The 16,196-nt window shown below is 69.3% G+C and carries 15 protein-coding genes; 10 read left to right on the top strand and 5 right to left on the bottom strand.

The window, feature by feature from the left end; all coding sequences use genetic code 11:
• Positions 1-156 precede the first annotated feature (156 nt).
• On the top strand, positions 157-1,320 hold the full coding sequence (sucC, locus tag BST38_RS24665; protein WP_083146120.1) for an ADP-forming succinate--CoA ligase subunit beta: 1,164 nt from the start codon (positions 157-159) through the stop codon (positions 1,318-1,320).
• A 22-nt stretch (positions 1,321-1,342) separates the two neighbouring features.
• On the top strand, positions 1,343-2,245 hold the full coding sequence (gene sucD / locus BST38_RS24660) for a succinate--CoA ligase subunit alpha (protein WP_083146119.1): 903 nt from the start codon (positions 1,343-1,345) through the stop codon (positions 2,243-2,245).
• A 95-nt stretch (positions 2,246-2,340) separates the two neighbouring features.
• Here sucD and BST38_RS24655 read toward each other — a convergent pair whose 3' ends face one another.
• Both BST38_RS24655 and BST38_RS24650 read right to left on the bottom strand, forming a co-directional pair.
• A complete protein-coding gene (locus tag BST38_RS24655; RefSeq protein ID WP_083146153.1) occupies positions 2,341-3,432 on the bottom strand; it encodes a MarR family transcriptional regulator in 1,092 nt (363 codons plus the stop codon).
• Positions 3,429-4,559 carry an ATP-binding protein gene (locus BST38_RS24650; RefSeq protein ID WP_083146154.1) on the bottom strand — a complete coding sequence of 377 codons (1,131 nt, stop codon included), beginning with the start codon at positions 4,557-4,559 and terminating at the stop codon, positions 3,429-3,431. Before BST38_RS24650 ends, BST38_RS24655 begins: the two co-directional genes overlap by 4 nt.
• A gap of 149 nt (positions 4,560-4,708) precedes the next feature.
• Here BST38_RS24650 and BST38_RS24645 point away from each other — a divergent pair, with 149 nt between their 5' ends.
• On the top strand, positions 4,709-6,238 hold the full coding sequence (locus BST38_RS24645; RefSeq protein WP_083146118.1) for an acetyl-CoA acetyltransferase: 1,530 nt from the start codon (positions 4,709-4,711) through the stop codon (positions 6,236-6,238).
• On the opposite strand, the gene BST38_RS24640 is transcribed toward BST38_RS24645, so the two are convergent.
• Entirely contained in the window at positions 6,235-7,083 is an 849-nt protein-coding gene (locus tag BST38_RS24640) for an LLM class F420-dependent oxidoreductase (protein ID WP_083146117.1), read from the bottom strand. The genes BST38_RS24645 and BST38_RS24640 overlap by 4 nt on opposite strands.
• 141 nt (positions 7,084-7,224) lie before the next feature.
• Here BST38_RS24640 and sfnG point away from each other — a divergent pair, with 141 nt between their 5' ends.
• From sfnG to BST38_RS24610, 6 genes are all read left to right on the top strand, one after another.
• A complete protein-coding gene (gene sfnG / locus BST38_RS24635) occupies positions 7,225-8,355 on the top strand; it encodes a dimethylsulfone monooxygenase SfnG (RefSeq protein WP_083146116.1) in 1,131 nt (376 codons plus the stop codon).
• A gap of 182 nt (positions 8,356-8,537) precedes the next feature.
• Complete coding sequence (locus BST38_RS24630) at positions 8,538-9,386, top strand: DUF5336 domain-containing protein (protein ID WP_083146115.1); 849 nt, start codon at positions 8,538-8,540, stop codon at positions 9,384-9,386.
• Positions 9,387-9,446: 60 nt separating this feature from the next.
• The gene (locus BST38_RS24625; RefSeq protein ID WP_083146152.1) at positions 9,447-10,880 is read left to right on the top strand and encodes a cell division protein PerM; all 1,434 of its coding nucleotides are present in this window, start codon (positions 9,447-9,449) and stop codon (positions 10,878-10,880) included.
• A 9-nt stretch (positions 10,881-10,889) separates the two neighbouring features.
• Complete coding sequence (gene purN, locus BST38_RS24620; protein ID WP_083146114.1) at positions 10,890-11,546, top strand: phosphoribosylglycinamide formyltransferase; 657 nt, start codon at positions 10,890-10,892, stop codon at positions 11,544-11,546.
• Complete coding sequence (purH, locus tag BST38_RS24615; protein WP_083146113.1) at positions 11,543-13,135, top strand: bifunctional phosphoribosylaminoimidazolecarboxamide formyltransferase/IMP cyclohydrolase; 1,593 nt, start codon at positions 11,543-11,545, stop codon at positions 13,133-13,135. Before purN ends, purH begins: the two co-directional genes overlap by 4 nt.
• 4 nt (positions 13,136-13,139) lie before the next feature.
• Positions 13,140-13,817, top strand: a complete 678-nt coding sequence (locus tag BST38_RS24610) for a hypothetical protein (protein ID WP_237160905.1) — start codon at positions 13,140-13,142, stop codon at positions 13,815-13,817.
• 4 nt (positions 13,818-13,821) lie between these two features.
• Here the strand turns inward: BST38_RS24610 and BST38_RS24605 are convergent, their stop codons facing one another.
• Positions 13,822-14,514: a FadR/GntR family transcriptional regulator gene (locus tag BST38_RS24605; protein WP_083146112.1), complete on the bottom strand. Its 693-nt coding sequence runs from the start codon at positions 14,512-14,514 to the stop codon at positions 13,822-13,824.
• Positions 14,511-15,185 carry a FadR/GntR family transcriptional regulator gene (locus tag BST38_RS24600; protein WP_165761647.1) on the bottom strand — a complete coding sequence of 225 codons (675 nt, stop codon included), beginning with the start codon at positions 15,183-15,185 and terminating at the stop codon, positions 14,511-14,513. The genes BST38_RS24605 and BST38_RS24600 overlap by 4 nt, the downstream gene beginning before the upstream one ends.
• 170 nt (positions 15,186-15,355) lie before the next feature.
• On the opposite strand from BST38_RS24600, the gene BST38_RS24595 reads away from it, so the two are divergent.
• Positions 15,356-16,105 carry a transposase domain-containing protein gene (locus BST38_RS24595; protein ID WP_083146110.1) on the top strand — a complete coding sequence of 250 codons (750 nt, stop codon included), beginning with the start codon at positions 15,356-15,358 and terminating at the stop codon, positions 16,103-16,105.
• Positions 16,106-16,196: the final 91 nt, after the last annotated feature.

Raw genomic sequence — 16,196 nt, 5'->3', positions numbered from 1 at the left:
ACCCAGAATGTGACTTGAATCACGGTTCGGCCTGCGGTGAGATCGACCACATGAGCGGGAGGCGATGACAACGCCACCCACTCGGCTCGATACAGTCAGCCCGAGCCCGTCGGGCCTTACCTCTAGCCGCTCACAGACAGGGATGTTCCGAAGTCAATGGACCTCTTCGAGTATCAGGCGAAAGAGCTGTTCGCCAAGCACAACGTTCCCACCACGCCCGGCCGCGTCACCGACAGCGCCGAGGACGCGAAGGCCATCGCCACCGAAATCGGCAAGCCCGTGATGGTCAAGGCGCAGGTCAAGGTCGGCGGCCGCGGTAAGGCCGGTGGCGTGAAGTACGCCGCGACCCCTGAGGACGCGTTCACCCACGCACAGAACATCCTCGGCCTCGACATCAAGGGCCATGTCGTCAAGAAGCTGCTCGTGGCCGAGGCCAGCGACATCGCCGAGGAGTACTACATCTCCTTCCTGCTGGACCGCTCCAACCGCACCTACCTGGCCATGTGCTCGGTCGAGGGCGGTATGGAGATCGAAGAAGTCGCCGCGACCAAGCCCGAACGGCTGGCCAAGGTGCCCGTCGACGCCGTCAAGGGTGTCGACCTGGCGTTCGCCCGCGAGATCGCCGAGAAGGGCCACCTGCCCGCCGAGGTGCTCGACGCCGCCGCGGTCACCATCCAGAAGCTGTGGGAGGTGTTCACCAAGGAGGACGCCACCCTGGTCGAGGTGAACCCGCTGGTGCGCACCCCCGACGATCAGATCCTCGCCCTGGACGGCAAGGTCACCCTGGACGCCAACGCCGACTTCCGCCAGCCCGGCCACGCCGAGTTCGAGGACAAGGACGCCACCGATCCCCTTGAGCTCAAGGCCAAGGAGAACGACCTCAACTACGTCAAGCTCGACGGCGAGGTCGGCATCATCGGCAACGGCGCCGGGCTCGTCATGTCGACCCTGGACGTCGTCGCGTACGCCGGTGAGGCCCACGGCGGCGTGAAGCCGGCCAACTTCCTCGACATCGGCGGCGGCGCCTCGGCCGAGGTGATGGCCGCCGGCCTGGACGTGATCCTGAACGACAGCCAGGTCAAGAGCGTGTTCGTGAACGTCTTCGGCGGCATCACCGCCTGCGACGCGGTCGCCAACGGCATCGTCAAGGCGCTGCGGATCCTCGGTGACGAGGCCAACAAGCCGCTCGTGGTCCGCCTCGACGGCAACAACGTCGACGAAGGCCGTCGCATCCTGGCCGAAGCCAACCACCCGCTGGTGATCCAGGCCGACACCATGGACTCCGGCGCCGACAAGGCCGCCGAGCTGGCGAACAAGTAGCGGACTTAGGGGAAACACAGCTATGTCGATTTATCTGAACAAGGACTCCAAGGTCATCGTCCAGGGCATCACCGGCGGCGAGGGCACCAAGCACACCAAGCTGATGCTCAAGGCCGGCACCCAGGTCGTCGGCGGCGTCAACGCCCGCAAGGCCGGCACGACCGTCAAGCACGAAGACAAAGACGGCAACGAGATCGAGCTCCCGGTGTTCGGCTCGGTCGCCGAGGCGATGAAGGAGACCGGCGCCGACGTGTCGATCGCGTTCGTGCCGCCGGCGTTCTCCAAGGACGCCATCATCGAGGCCATCGACGCCGAGATCCCGCTGCTGGTCGTCATCACCGAGGGCATCCCGGTGCAGGACAGCGCCTACGCGTGGGCCTACAACGTCGACAAGGGGCAGAAGACCCGCATCATCGGTCCCAACTGCCCGGGCATCATCACCCCCGGTGAGTCGCTGGTCGGCATCACGCCGAACAACATCACCGGCAAGGGCCCGATCGGCCTGGTGTCGAAGTCCGGCACGCTGACCTACCAGATGATGTACGAGCTGCGCGATCTCGGCTTCTCCACCGCCATCGGCATCGGCGGCGACCCGGTCATCGGCACCACCCACATCGACGCGATCGAGGCGTTCGAGAAGGATCCGGAGACCAAGGTCATCGTGATGATCGGCGAGATCGGCGGCGACGCCGAGGAGCGTGCGGCCGATTACATCAAGGCCAACGTCAGCAAGCCGGTCGTCGGCTACGTCGCGGGCTTCACCGCACCGGAGGGCAAGACGATGGGCCACGCCGGCGCCATCGTGTCCGGTTCGTCGGGCACCGCGGCCGCCAAGAAGGAGGCCCTCGAGGCCGCCGGCGTGAAGGTCGGCAAGACGCCTTCGGAGACCGCCAAGCTGGCCCGCGAGATCTTCGAGAGCCTGTAACTTTCGCCGCACCGCGAGCGCGCGTGTTTGCACCGCGACAACCCGTCGCAACCGTGCAAATGCGCGCGCTCGTTGCGTGTGAGAAGTCCTGCGTTTCAGCGGTCCCGGAATTGCAGATAGCGCCGCAGCAGCGGGTCGGTGAGGTCATACCACGACGTGCGGCGGTCCCCGTCGGCCTTCGACGAGTGCACCCACCGCCCGGCCGCCAACCGACCCAGCGCCGCCGATGCCGACTGGTTCGAAACCCCCACGGCGGCAGCGAGATCGGACACCGACCGCGGACCGGTGCCGCGGGCGAGTTCGACGACCAGGCGTTGCTCGCCGGGGGGCAGCCCCCACAGCAGATGCTGATAGTGCGGTGCGAGCCGGTCGAGTAGCGCGTCGACGGCCGGCGATACCGTGGCCAGCGCGCCCGCGTCGGCGGTCTCGGCCAGCAGATGCCACAGCCGCGGTGTGCCGCCGATGATGTCGTGAATCCTTGCGACGCAGTCGCGCCCGTCCGCCGAGGCGACGAACGCCTCGAGAGCGGTGTCGCCGCGCCGAAGGGCCATCCGCCGCACCAGATCGGCGGCGTCCCCGGGGGTCAATGCGGGCACCGATTCGACGATGAACGACCCGTACCACGGGTACTCGCGCGACGCCACGCCGGGGAACAGTGCCGGGGCGGTCCCGAAAACCACTACCGCCGTCGATGTTTCGACCCATGCGCGCAGGCTGCCCTGCCCCTTATCGCCGATGGCCTCGAACACCCGGTCCAGGTTCTCGATCGTCAGCAGCACCATCCTTCCGGCCGCCGCGGCCAGGATCGCGGCCTCCATCCCGACGGTGTCGCGGATGCCGCGCATCGGTGCGACCTCGTCGGCGAGGGCCGGCCCGATCGCGCGGGCGGCCTCGGCCAGCAGATCGGCATACGAGCCGATGGCCAGTGAGTCCTCGGCGATCGGCACGGGCAGAACGGCTTTCGCGGTTGCCGGGTCGGACAGCGCCCGGTGCACCGCGACGCGCAGCGCGTGGGTCTTTCCCGCGCCCCGCGGCGCCACCAGCAGGGTGTGCGGGCGGGAGCCGTCGCGCGCCGACGAGACGATGCGGTCGGTCAGCGTCTCGAGGAGATCGGTGCGTCCGACCGTCAGCTCGTCGAGCTCGTCCGCGTTCGCCGCGGCGGGCGTGAACAGCAGCGGACGGCTCACCGGCGCATGGCTTTCCACGCGCGCTGCAACAGCGGGGACGAGAACCGGTCGGCATCCCCGGCGCGGGTCAGGTAGTGGTCGAGCGTGAGCCGCTCGAGGAAGGACACCAGCTGAGCGCGGTCGGCGATCGGACTTCCCTCGCTGCGCAGCCGCATCAGCACGGTGTCGACGTCCAGTGGTCCGCCGGCGTGCGCGTAGATGTCGAGCACCCCGGCGATCGCCGGGGCGTCGTCGCCGTAGTAGTGCGGCAGCCGGTCCCGGTAGTGCCGCAGATCCCACGGGTCGTACGGGTTGCCGATCGCGTCGAGGACCAGCAGGTCCACCAGCTCGGGGTAGGGCGCCACCCCGGTGTCGTGCCAGGACTTGCGTGCCGCGGCGACCAGATGCTGGATGTAGTACGGCACGTTCTCGGCCGCCGCGGCGATCGCGGCGGCCACCGCGTACTGATCTGTGGTCGGGGTGCCGCTGCCCAGCAGCAGGCACTGGGCGAGATAGGTCGCGTGGTCGGAGCGGATCGGCCCGACCGCGATCTTCGGGATGTCGTTGACGGTGCTCGGGGCGTCCGCCGACACGTGGTGAAAGCCGATCGATCCGGACAGCACGGTCGCGACGCGGCCGGGGTTCTCCTGACGGACGCGGCGCAGCAGATGCAGGAACGTGTCCCCGGATCCCGGAGCGGCGCGTTCCAGGTTGCGGGCCAGCACGCTGACCTCGTCGATGAACAGCGCCAGGATGCGTCCGTCGGCCCGCCGGATGGCGCGGTGCAGCAGATCGTCCAGAGTGGCCGCGGCCCGGCTGTCGCGCTGCAGCTGTACCGGGCCCGCGGTCAGGGTGAGCCGGATCTTGGCCAGTTCCTGGGCCCACGCCGGGTCGAGCCGGCCGAGTTCGGCGAGTAGCGCGGACACGAACTCGGCATAGCTCTCCCGTTCGGCGCTGACCGAGACGACGACGGCGCCAGAATCGGCGGCCATCCGCTGGACCAGCCGTGCCAGGGAGGTCTTGCCGTGTCTGCGGTCGCCGACGAGCACCGCACCCGAGTGCGGCAGCGAGGCGAGCACCTCGTTGGATTCGCGGACCCGGCCGACGACGTCCTCGGTCGGGACGACGCCACCGACCACGAGCGACATCGGGCGCGGTTCCCAGCTCACGCCACCAAGTGTACGTCTGGCCAGACGTACATCAAGGCTGATGTACGTCAATTCTGACTGCTATCTGGCCCGCTGGCCGCTCTGCAACGTGTTCTATTAGCCTTTCGAAGTAACTGGAAGGCGGCAGCATGGCAGTGGATCCACGAACCCCGGTGATCGTCGGCGTCGGGCAGTTCACCGAGCGCATCGACGACCCCGGATACCGCGGGATGTCGGCGGTCGACCTGGCCGCCGCGGCCGTCACCGCCGCACTGGCCGACACCGGTGCCGACTCGGCGGCCGTCGCCGCCGCGATCGACACGGTCTTCGGGCTCCGGCAGTTCGAGATCTCGGGCCCGATGCCCGCTGTCCTCGGCAAGTCGAACAACTACCCGCGCTCGGTGATGCGGCGAGTGGGCGGCGACCCGGCCAGGGTGGTGCTGGAACCCGTCGGGGGACAGGGGCCGCAGAAGCTCGTCACCGAGGCGGGCGCACTGATCGTCGGTGGCGACGCCGACGTCGTGATGATCATGGGATCCGAACCCGGGTCGACGGCCAAGTACTTCGCCTCCCGTGACGACAAGCCCGACTTCACCGAGGACGTCGACGGTCAACTCGAAGACCGTGGCCACCAGATCTTCAACTACATCGACGAATACACCGTCGCGCACGGGCTCACCGGCGCCCCGGTGCAGTACGGTCTGCTCGACAACGCCAGGCGCGCCCGCCTCGGCCTCGGCGTCGCGCAATACCGCCATCAGATGGCCGAACTGTTCGCCCCGATGTCCAAAGTGGCTGCGAAGAACCCGTTCTCGTCGTCTCCGGTGGAGCGCTCGGTCGAAGAGGTCGAGACGGTCACCGACGAGAACCGGATGATCTGCGATCCCTATCCCCGGTTGCTGGTGGCCCGCGACACCGTCAACCAGGGTGCCGCCGCGATCCTGATGTCCGTCGAGGCCGCGCGCGGACTCGCTGTGCCGGAACACAAATGGGTCTACCTGCACGGCCATTCGGACCTGGTCGAGCAGCCGCTGCTGGCACGCGCCGACCTGGGGGCGAGCCCGGCCGCGGTGCACGCCGCCGGCGAGGCGCTGCGCGTGGCCGGCATCGCCGTCGACGACATCGCCACCTTCGACCTGTACAGCTGCTTCCCGTTCCCGGTCTTCGTGATCTGCGAGGCGCTCGGACTGGCCACCGACGATCCGCGGGGTCTGACCCTGACCGGCGGCCTGCCGTACTTCGGTGGCCCCGGAAACAGCTACTCGCTGCACGGTATCGCCGAGACCGTATCCCGGATGCGGGACACACCAGGCGAATTCGGCCTCGTCGGCGCCAACGGCGGCATCATGAGCAAGTACTCGGTCGGCATCTACTCGACCACCCCGGTCGACTGGCGCACCTCGCGCAGCGCGGACCTGAACGCGCAGATCGCCGAGCGTCCCGCGGTCCCGGTGGTCAAGACGCCGGACGGCGCCGGGACCATCGAGACGTACTCGGTGCGCTACGACTGGCCCGTGCGCACCGGGATCATCGTCGGCAGGCTCGACGCCGACGGCTCCCGGTTCATGGCGACGACCGAGGACGCCGACCTGGTGGCGCTGATGAGCGACGGCGACCCGCTCGGCGCGAAAGTCACTGTCACGCCCACGGACAACGGGAACCGCGCCGTCCTGCGTTAGGTCAGCGCGCCGAGCTTGCCCGCCAGCCGCTCGACATAACCGGCGACCTCGGCCTCGGGCTTGTCGGGCAGGCCGAACAGCACCTCGGTGACCCCCAGTTCACGCCAGCGCGCGAGCTTCTCGGGGTCGGGCTTGAAATCGAGCGCGACGATCTGGGGCGCGCCGTCGCGTCCGGCAGCGGCCCAGGTGTCCTGCAGCAGCTTCACCGGTGCGTCGATGTCGAAGTCCCGCGGCGTGGTGATCCAGCCGTCGGCCGAGCGGGCGATCCACTTGAAGTTCTTCTCGGTGCCCGCAGCGCCGACCAGCACCGGGATGTGTGCCTGTACCGGCTTCGGCCACGCCCACGACGGCCCGAAGTTGACGAACTCACCGTCGTATTCGGCCTCTTCCTGCGTCCACAGCGCCCGCATGGCCTCGAGGTACTCGCGGAGCATCGTGCGCCGGCGGCCCGGGGGGACCTTGTGGTCGGCCAGCTCGTCGGTGTTCCAGCCGAAGCCGACGCCGAGGGACACCCGGCCGCCGGAGAGGTGATCGAGCGTCGCGATCGACTTGGCCAGCGTGATCGGGTCGTGCTCGACGGGCAGCGCCACCGCGGTGGACAGCCGCACCCGCGACGTCACCGCCGCGGCCGTCCCGAGGGACACCCACGGGTCCAGCGTGCGCATGTAGCGGTCGTCGGGCAGCGTCTCGTCGCCGGTGGTGGGGTGAGCAGCCTGCCGCTTGATCGGAATGTGGGTGTGTTCGGGGACGTAGAACGTCTCGAAGCCGTGCTCGTCGGCCAACTTCGCGGCAGCCGCGGGCGTGATGCCCCGGTCGGAGGTGAACAGCACCAGCCCATAGTTCATACCGAGAATTAGAACGTGTTCCAATCTGTGGCCGCAAGGGGGTCCTTCCGTCGCACCGTCGCGGCGCGGGCGGCGCGGTGCATTTCCTTCACCGCGATCCATACCGATGACCGGGCCGGCCGCTGGCGGTTGCATGGCCCCATGACGACCGAACGCATCGCCGAGCACGTCAAGTTCGCGTACTGGGTCCCCAACGTCAGCGGCGGCCTGGTCACCAGCGACATCGAGCAGCGCACCGACTGGAACTACGAGTACAACCGCACACTCGCCCGGACCGCGGAGAACAACGGGTTCGAATACGCGCTGTCCCAGGTGCGGTACGAGGCCAGCTACGGCGCGGAGTACCAGCACGAATCGACCAGCTTCAGCCTCGCACTGCTGCTGGCCACCGAGCGGCTCAAGGTGATCGCCGCGGTACACCCGGGCCTGTGGCAGCCCGCGGTGCTGGCCAAGCTCGGGGCCACCGCCGACCAGCTGTCCGGCGGCCGGTTCGCGGTCAACGTCGTGTCGGGGTGGTTCAAGGACGAGTTCACCCACCTCGGCGAGCCGTGGCTCGAACACGACGAGCGCTACCGGCGCAGCGCCGAGTTCCTCCAGGTGCTGCGCAGGATCTGGACCGAGGACGACGTGGATTTCCGCGGCGACTTCTACCGCATCCACGACTTCACGCTGAAACCGAAACCCCTCAACACGCCCGAGCGCCCGAATCCCGAACTGTTCCAGGGCGGCAACTCCGCCGCGGCGCGTCGCAACGGTGGCCGTCACGCCGACTGGTACTTCTCCAACGGCAAGGATTTCGACGGGGTCACCGAACAGCTCGTCGAGGTCCGTGACCACGCCCGCGACGCCGGCCGCGAGGTCAAGTTCGGCCTGAACGGGTTCATCATCGCCCGCGACACGGAAAAAGAAGCGAGGGACGTCCTCCGCGAGATCGTCGCGAAGGCGAACCGGCCTGCCGTCGAGGGCTTCCGCGATGCGGTCCAGCAGGCCGGGAACTCGACCGCGGACAAACGCGGAATGTGGGCCGATTCCAGCTTCGAGGATCTCGTCCAATACAACGACGGCTTCCGGTCCCAGTTGATCGGCACACCGGAACAGATCGCGGAGCGGATCGCGGCGTACCGCCGGCGCGGCGTCGACCTGATCCTCGGCGGATTCCTGCACTTCCAGGAGGAGATCGAGTACTTCGGCGCCCGCGTGCTGCCGCTGGTGCGCGAGATCGAGGAGGCCGAGCAGAACTCCGTCGACGCGCCGGTTCTCGCCCCGGTCTGACCGGCCGCGGGCACCGCCGCGACCGTCGCGGCGGCGTCTCGCGCATGGACAGGGCCACCCGGCCGTGCGCTAGCGTGGGTTGATCGAAACGCTCAGGCGGATCTATCGCCGTCGCTCGTCGACAACGTCGTCACCTATGGCGTCCCCGTCGGTTCCGATGCCCGCACAGCACAGGAGAGGTCATGACGTACCCACAAGGCGCGCCCGGAGGACCTGGATTCCCGCCGGCGCAGCAGCCGACAACCCAGTTCTCCGCGCCGACGCAACAGTTCAACACCTTCGGCGAGACCGAACCCGCCGCTGACGGCCCCGCCAAGCTGCCCACCTACCTCAGCGCCGCGACCGCGGTGCTGGGCCTGCTGGTCTACCTGGCCAGCTTCGGTCCGAAGCTCACGCTCACCGACGCGCCGATCGACGTGTCCATCTCACCCGTCCGGTTCGACCTCGCGGTCGCGGCAGCGGTGCTGGCCGCGCTGATCGCCGGAATCGGGCTGCTGCCCAAGCAGGTCGTGCGCCCCGCACCGGTGGCCGCGCTGTCCGTGCTCGGTTTCCTGATCGCGATCTCGACGCTGTTCGAAGGATTCGACGGCACCACCGTCGGGTGGGGTGTCTACCTCGTCGTCGCGTTCACGCTGCTGCAGGCCGCCGTCGCCGTCGTGGTGCTGCTGTTCGACTCCGGGATCATCACCCCGCCGGTGCCGCGGCCCAAGTACGACCAACAGCAGCAGTACGGCCAGTACCCCGGCTACTACGGTCAGCCCGGCCAGCACGGCGGGCAGCAACTGCACGCCCCTCAGCACCAGCAGGCTCCCCAGCAGCAGCGGCCCGGCTACCCGACGCCGTACGGCGCGTACGGCGGCTCCGGTCAGACGACCGGCGGCTTCCAGGCGCAGCAGCCGTCGGGCCCGCCGACCCCGCCCACCGGCTTCCCGACCTACGGTCAGCCGCCCGCGAGCAACACGCCGACCACCCAGACCCCGACGACGCACCAGGGCCAGTCATCCTCGCAGTCGGATCAGTCCTCGTCGTAGTCTGAGCCGCGCGTGCGCGAACGTCGCGCGCCCGAGCGTCTGCGAGGAGTGGCCAAACCCGTGAGCACCCGGCCGGTCGGTACACGCCAGGCGCGTGACCTGCTTCGGGTGGCATTCGGACCGTCGATCGTCGCGTTGGTCGTGATCGCGGCCGTGGTGCTGCTGCAGCTGTTGATCGCCAACAGCGACATGACCGGAGCGCTCGGCGCGATCGCCAGCATGTGGCTCGGTGTGCACCAGGTGCCGGTGTCGATCGCCGGCTCCGCACTGGGTGTGATGCCGCTGCTGCCGGTGCTGCTGATGATCTACGGCACCGCCCGCACCACCGCGGCCGCGACGATCAGCTCGTCGTGGTTCGTGACCAGGTGGGTGGTCGCCTCCGCACTGGGCGGTCCGCTGCTGATCGCCGCGATCTGCCTCGCCGTGATCCACGACGCCGCGTCGGTGCTGACCGAGCTGCAGACCCCCGACTCGTTGCGCGCCTTCGGCGGGGTGCTCGTGGTCCACGCGATCGGCGCGGTCGCCGGTGTCGGTTCCCGCGTCGGGGGTCGGCTGCTGGCGGTCTCGCCGCTACCGAACTGGATTCCCGACGCGCTGCGCGCGGCGGCCGCGGGCGTCATCGCCCTGATGGGGCTCTCCGGTGCGGTGGTCGCCGGGTCACTGATCGTGCACTGGTCGACGATGCACGACCTGTACTCCATCACCGAATCGATGTTCGGCCAGTTCAGCCTCACCGTGCTGTCGGTGCTCTACCTGCCCAACGTGATGGTCGGGGCGGCCGCGGTCGCGGTCGGGTCCAGTGCGCACATCGGGCTGGCCACGTTCAGCTCGTTCACCGTCTTCGGCGGCGACATCCCCGCGCTACCGGTGCTGGCCGCCGTCCCGACACCGCCGCTGGGGCCGGTGTGGGTCGCGCTGATGATCATCGCCGCGGTGTCGGCCGTGGCGCTGGGACAGCAGTGCGCGCGCCGGCCGCTGCCGTTGCTGCCCGCGCTGGCCAAGGTCGCAGTAGCCGCGGCGGTGGCGGCGACGGTGATGGCGCTGCTCGGATTCGCCGGCGGGGGACCGCTCGGCAACTTCGGCGACGTCGGCGTCGACCAGTCCACCTTCGCGCCCGCGGTGTTCCTGTGGTTCGCCGGTATCGGCGGTTTGACCACGGTGATGTCGGGCGGTGTCACCCCACGGGTGCGCAAACCCAAACCCGTGCCGACCGACACCACCGACGACGACGTCGATGGTCTCGCGGACGATCTCGAGCTCGACGCCGCCCCCGAAATCGGGGACGAACCCGTCACCGAGGTCATCGCCGCCGAGGATCCGGTCCCCGCGCCCGACGATCCCGAGCCCGAGGATCCCGAGCCCTTCGACCGTGCGCCCGTCGACGTCGCCCCGCCGCCCGACGAACTCGATCCGGAAGAGCACTTCGTGGTCGACGGCGACGAGACCCCGCCTTCGGGCGGTGGCCACGGCGGACCGGGATACCGCGACCACTAGGATTCCATCGTGCAGCCAGAGGCCGATGGACGCGACGAGCAGTCCACCATCAGCGTGCCTCCCAGCGCGCCGGCCCGCGTCGTGGTGCTGGCCTCCGGCGCCGGCTCGCTGCTGTCCGCGCTGCTCGACGCCGCGGTCGCCGACTTCCCCGCCCGCGTCGTCGCGGTCGGCACGGACCGGGCGTGCGCCGCCCTCGACATCGCGGCGCGGGCGTCGATACCGGTGTTCACCGTCAAGATCGCCGACCACCCCGACCGGGCCGCGTGGGACGCCGCGCTGACGGAGGCCACCGGATCCCACCGGCCGGACCTCGTCGTCTCGGCCGGCTTCATGAAGATCCTTGGCACCGAATTTCTTTCACGGTTCCCGGGCCGCGTGCTCAACACCCACCCGGCGCTGCTGCCCGCGTTTCCCGGTGCCCACCCGGTCCGCGACGCCCTGGCCTACGGGGTGCGGGTCACCGGATGCACGGTGCACCTGGTCGACGCCGGCACCGACACCGGCCCCATCGTCGCGCAGCAGGCCGTGCCGGTGCTCGACGGCGACGACGAAACAACCCTGCATGAGCGGATCAAAGTGATCGAACGACGACTTCTCGTGGACGTGGTGGCCGAAGTGGCGACCCGTGGCGTGACGTGGTCAGGACGAAAGGCGATATTAGGATGAGCGACAACGACTTTCGGCGGCCGATCCGGCGCGCCCTGATCAGCGTCTACGACAAGACCGGCCTGGTGCCGCTGGCGGAGGGGCTGCACGCGGCGGGCGTCGACATCGTCTCGACCGGATCGACCGCGAAAACCATTGCCGCCGCCGGGATTCCGGTCACCCCGGTGGAGGACGTCACCGGTTTCCCCGAGGTCCTCGACGGCCGGGTCAAGACGCTGCATCCGCACGTGCACGCCGGCCTGCTGGCCGACCAGCGCAAGCCCGAGCACGTGTCGGCGCTGGAGAAACTCGGTGTCGCGGCGTTCGAGCTGGTCGTGGTCAACCTGTATCCGTTCACCCAGACCGTGAACTCCGGCGCGGGCGTCGACGAGTGCGTGGAGCAGATCGACATCGGCGGACCGTCCATGGTGCGTGCGGCGGCGAAGAACCACCCGAGCGTCGCGGTCGTCGTCGAACCGATCGGCTACGAGGGCGTGCTCGCCGCCGTGCGCTCCGGCGGCTTCACCTACGCCGAGCGCAAGAAGCTGGCATCGCTGGCGTTCCGGCACACCGCCGAATACGACGTGGCCGTCGCGTCCTGGATGGAGACGGTGCTCGCGCCGGAGGAGAGCGGCCCCGACTCGGCGGGCGCCGACCCGCAGCTGCCGCCGTGGCTGGGTTCGACGTTCCGGCGCACTTCGGTGCTGCGCTACGGCGAGAACCCGCACCAGAAGGCCGCGCTGTACCGCGACGACAGCGGCTGGCCGGGGCTCGCCCAGGCCGAACAGCTGCACGGCAAGGAGATGTCCTACAACAACTACACCGATGCCGACGCGGCGTGGCGCGCCGCGTTCGACCATGAGGACATCTGCGTTGCGATCATCAAGCACGCCAACCCGTGTGGCATCGCGGTGTCCTCGGTGTCGGTGGCCGACGCCCACCGCAAGGCCCACGAATGCGATCCGCTGTCGGCGTTCGGGGGCGTGATCGCCGCCAACACCGAGGTCACCGTCGAGATGGCCGAGACTGTCGCCGGCATCTTCACCGAGGTGATCATCGCGCCGGCCTACGAACCCGGCGCGGTCGAGGTGCTGGCGCGCAAGAAGAACATCCGGGTGCTCGTCGCGTCGGAACCGCAGCCCGGCGGGACCGAGTTCCGTCAGGTCAGCGGCGGTCTGCTGCTGCAGCAGCGCGACGCGCTCGATGCGGCCGGCGACGACCCGAACAACTGGACGCTGGCGACCGGAACCCCCGCCGACCCGGCCACGCTCGCCGATCTGGTGTTCGCGTGGCGCACCTGCCGTGCGGTGAAGTCGAACGCGATCGTGCTGGCCAAGGACGGCGCGACCGTCGGTGTCGGCATGGGCCAGGTCAACCGCGTCGACGCGGCACGGCTGGCGGTCGAGCGCGCCGGGGACCGCACCCGCGGCGCGGTCGGCGCGTCGGATGCGTTCTTCCCGTTCCCGGACGGTCTGCAGACCCTCATCGATGCCGGCGTCAAGGCTGTCGCGCACCCGGGCGGCTCGGTTCGCGACGACGAGGTGACGGCGGCCGCCGAGGCCGCCGGGATCACGCTGTACCTCACCGGCGCACGACATTTCGCGCACTGAACCGATGACCCGGCTGACGACGTCGCGCCGCACCGCGATCGCGGTGCTGACCGTCCTGTGCACGTTTCTGGTGCCGTCCTGCACGCGCGTCGTCGACGACGCGCGGGGCGTGGCCGCCCAGCCGGGTCAGGTGTTCGGGTCGTACGCATCCGAGCAGGACTGCACACCGGTGGACGCCGACCTCGTCGATGTGCCCACCCCGGCGGGTGTCGCGGCGGGCAGGGACCCGGTGCTGCGGATCCCGGTGCCCGACGGGTGGAAGCGGATCTCGGCGCTGGACTCGCCGATGATCCGGTTCGTGATCCGCGCGGAGAAGCTCGCCTCACGCGGGCTCGCGCCGACGGCGGTCGTCACGCTCGAATCGCACCGCGGTGAGCTCTCGGCACGGTCGTTCTTCGACGAGCAGCGCCGCCAGGTGACCCGGCTCGGGGTGACCGATCTGGTGCTGAACGACACCACGCTCTGCGGCTTGCCCGCGGTGCGCGGCCACTACATGTCGCCGACGATCGGCGCCGCGGGTTCGCGCCGCGCGGAACTGCTCAGCGCGGTGATGTACGCCAAGGGCCGCACCTTCGGTGTCGCGGTCACGGTGCAGAGCGCCGACGAGAACGATCCGGAGTATCAGCGCGACGCCGCGCAGATCCTGGACGGCTTCCAGATGTTGCCGCCGGGCGCGGGCTGATCCGTCAGGGCAGTCCGGACAGCAGCTGCCGGCGCACCGTCCTGAGGTGGTTGCGCATCGCCGCCTGGCTGCGGTGGGCGTCGCGGTCGAAGATGGCGTCGGCGATCTCGCGGTGTTCGCGCTGGCACACGGTGCTGTTCTCTTCGGTGTACGGGCGGTTGTCCAGTGCGCTGCCGGCCAGGTGGCGGCGCCCGGCCTCGACCATCTCGTGCAGTGCGACCACCACGGTGTTGTGGGTGGCCAAGGCCAGCGCTCGGTGAAAAGCCATGTCCCACATCATGAATTCCGCTGGGCTCTGCGCCGCTTCGCCACGTTCCAGGCACCGCCGGATCTCCGCGAAGTCCTCCGCGGTCGCGGCCACCGCCACCAGTGTCATCAGGTTGGGTTCCCACGCCGCGCGGGCGTCGATCAGATCCAGCGGGCTGAGCTGCACCGGGGTCTTGACGGCGTCGGGGGAGGCGGTGCCGTCCTCGGTGAGAAAGGTACCGCGGCCCACCTCCCGGGTGATCCGGCCCTGGCGTTCCAGTACATCCAGTTGTCGGCGTACGTCATGGCGACTGCAGCCGAGAAGGCCGGCCAGCGCACGCTCGGTGGGCACGCGGCCGCCGGGTTTGAGTTCACCGGAGAGCAACTGGTCGTCGAGATATCGGGCGACCGCGTTCGGATCGGCCTCGCGATCCCCGGGAGCGAGTGTCATTGTCCGGTGACCACCGAACTGACGAACCGGAGGTGCTCGGTCATCGCGCTGGCGGCGCGGCGCCGGTCGCGCTGCAGCAGCGCCTCGACGATCTCGCGGTGCTCACGCTCGATCGCCTCGCGATTCTGCGGGGTGAAACTGTCGCGCTTGAGTCGCCCCCACACAGGGTTGTTGCGTGTCGAGTTCAGTACGTCGACCATCGCCACGATCTGCGTGTTGTGGGTGGCCACGGCGAACGCGTGGTGCAGCGAGATGTCCCACTGCTCGAAGGATTCGTAATCGGTGGCGGCAGAACCCCGTTCGAGGCAACGATGCAACTCGGCGAAGTCCTCCTCGGTCGCCGCCAGCGCCGCGAGCGAGACCACCTCGGGCTCGAACAGCAGCGAGGCCGTCATGATCGCCGCCGGCGCGAACGACGCGCCCGGCCCGGACGATGCGGCGCCGCCCTCGGGAGCGAGAAAGGTGCCGCGACCGACTTCGCGGACGACGCGACCCTCACGCTCGAGGTCGGCCATCACCCGGCGGACTTGGGCCCTGGAACATCCGAGCTGCTCGGCGATGTTGCGCTCGGCCGGGATCCGTCCGTCGGGCGGCAACGGGCCGGTCAGCACCTGCTCGTCGATCATGCGACGGATGTCGCGATCGCTGAGCGGTCTGGTGTCGAACACCATCCGAGGCCCCCTTCCGAACGTGCGTGAACAACTGTAACCAATGCGACCGAATCTGGGGTGTGTCATGGAAGACCCTACGCAGTGCAACCAATCGTGACCAATCTGGACGAGTAACGCGTGCGTAAACTTTGCCGCGGGATGTGCGTAATCAAATTGATTTAAGGAGGTGTATGTCCGGTTCGTCCGGTCCGGACGCGGCAGACAGGCTGGCGCTCGCCGCGCTGGTGCGGGCACTGCCAGTCGTCGCCGTCGAGGATGTCCTGCGGGACTGCGGACTGGCGGCGCGTCGGGTGCGGGCCCTGCCGCCGTGGGTCACGACCTATCACGTGCTGGCGTCGGCGATGCGCCCGGCGATGACCTACGACGACGTCACCGATCTGTTGTGGACGACCCTGCCCGCGGCGACCGGGCGCGGGCTGGCGCATCCGAAGCCGACCAGTGGGGCCGTCACCCGGGCGAGAGCGCGACTAGGCGCCGAGCCATTGGCGGCGCTCGCGCGCAGGACCGCGCGCGCGACCCTGGGTGATTCCTCCATACGGGCCGTTGAGCTGCACCGATATATGACGAGAGGGCTGCCGGAGTGCTGGTGGATCACCGATCGTGAGACGGGGCAGCTGCGTGGGTGCGACGTCGGTGGTGACGCTTTCGGGGCCGCGGTCGACCTCGTGCGTGCGAGCGGGGCCGCCCACGTCGTGGTGTCCGCGGCGGACGTCGATGCCGCGGCACTGGCCCGCGCCGTCGCCCCCGCGGTTGTCACCGTGGAGTCCGCCGGCGGTGGGGCGGAATCCGGCGGCGCGCTCTTTTCGCGGGTGCGGGCGCGCACCCCGGAGGTGTGGCGGCAGGACGTGCTGGCGCGGGCGTGCGTCGAACTGGCGGCGGAGGTGGCGCTGCGCGATACGGCTCAGGTTCCGCGACCCTGACACCGCCTTAAATCAATTGCAACTATCGGTGGCGCGCGCTGACTTTGCGTGATTGTGTTCACGGCACGACCCCAACCACTTACGCTGATTG

Origin of the sequence: Mycolicibacterium parafortuitum (assembly GCF_002086815.1) — a bacterium.
Lineage (GTDB): Bacteria > Actinomycetota > Actinomycetes > Mycobacteriales > Mycobacteriaceae > Mycobacterium > Mycobacterium parafortuitum.
Note: the sequence above shows the minus strand (reverse complement) of the source record. Positions and strands in the feature narration are given on the sequence as shown.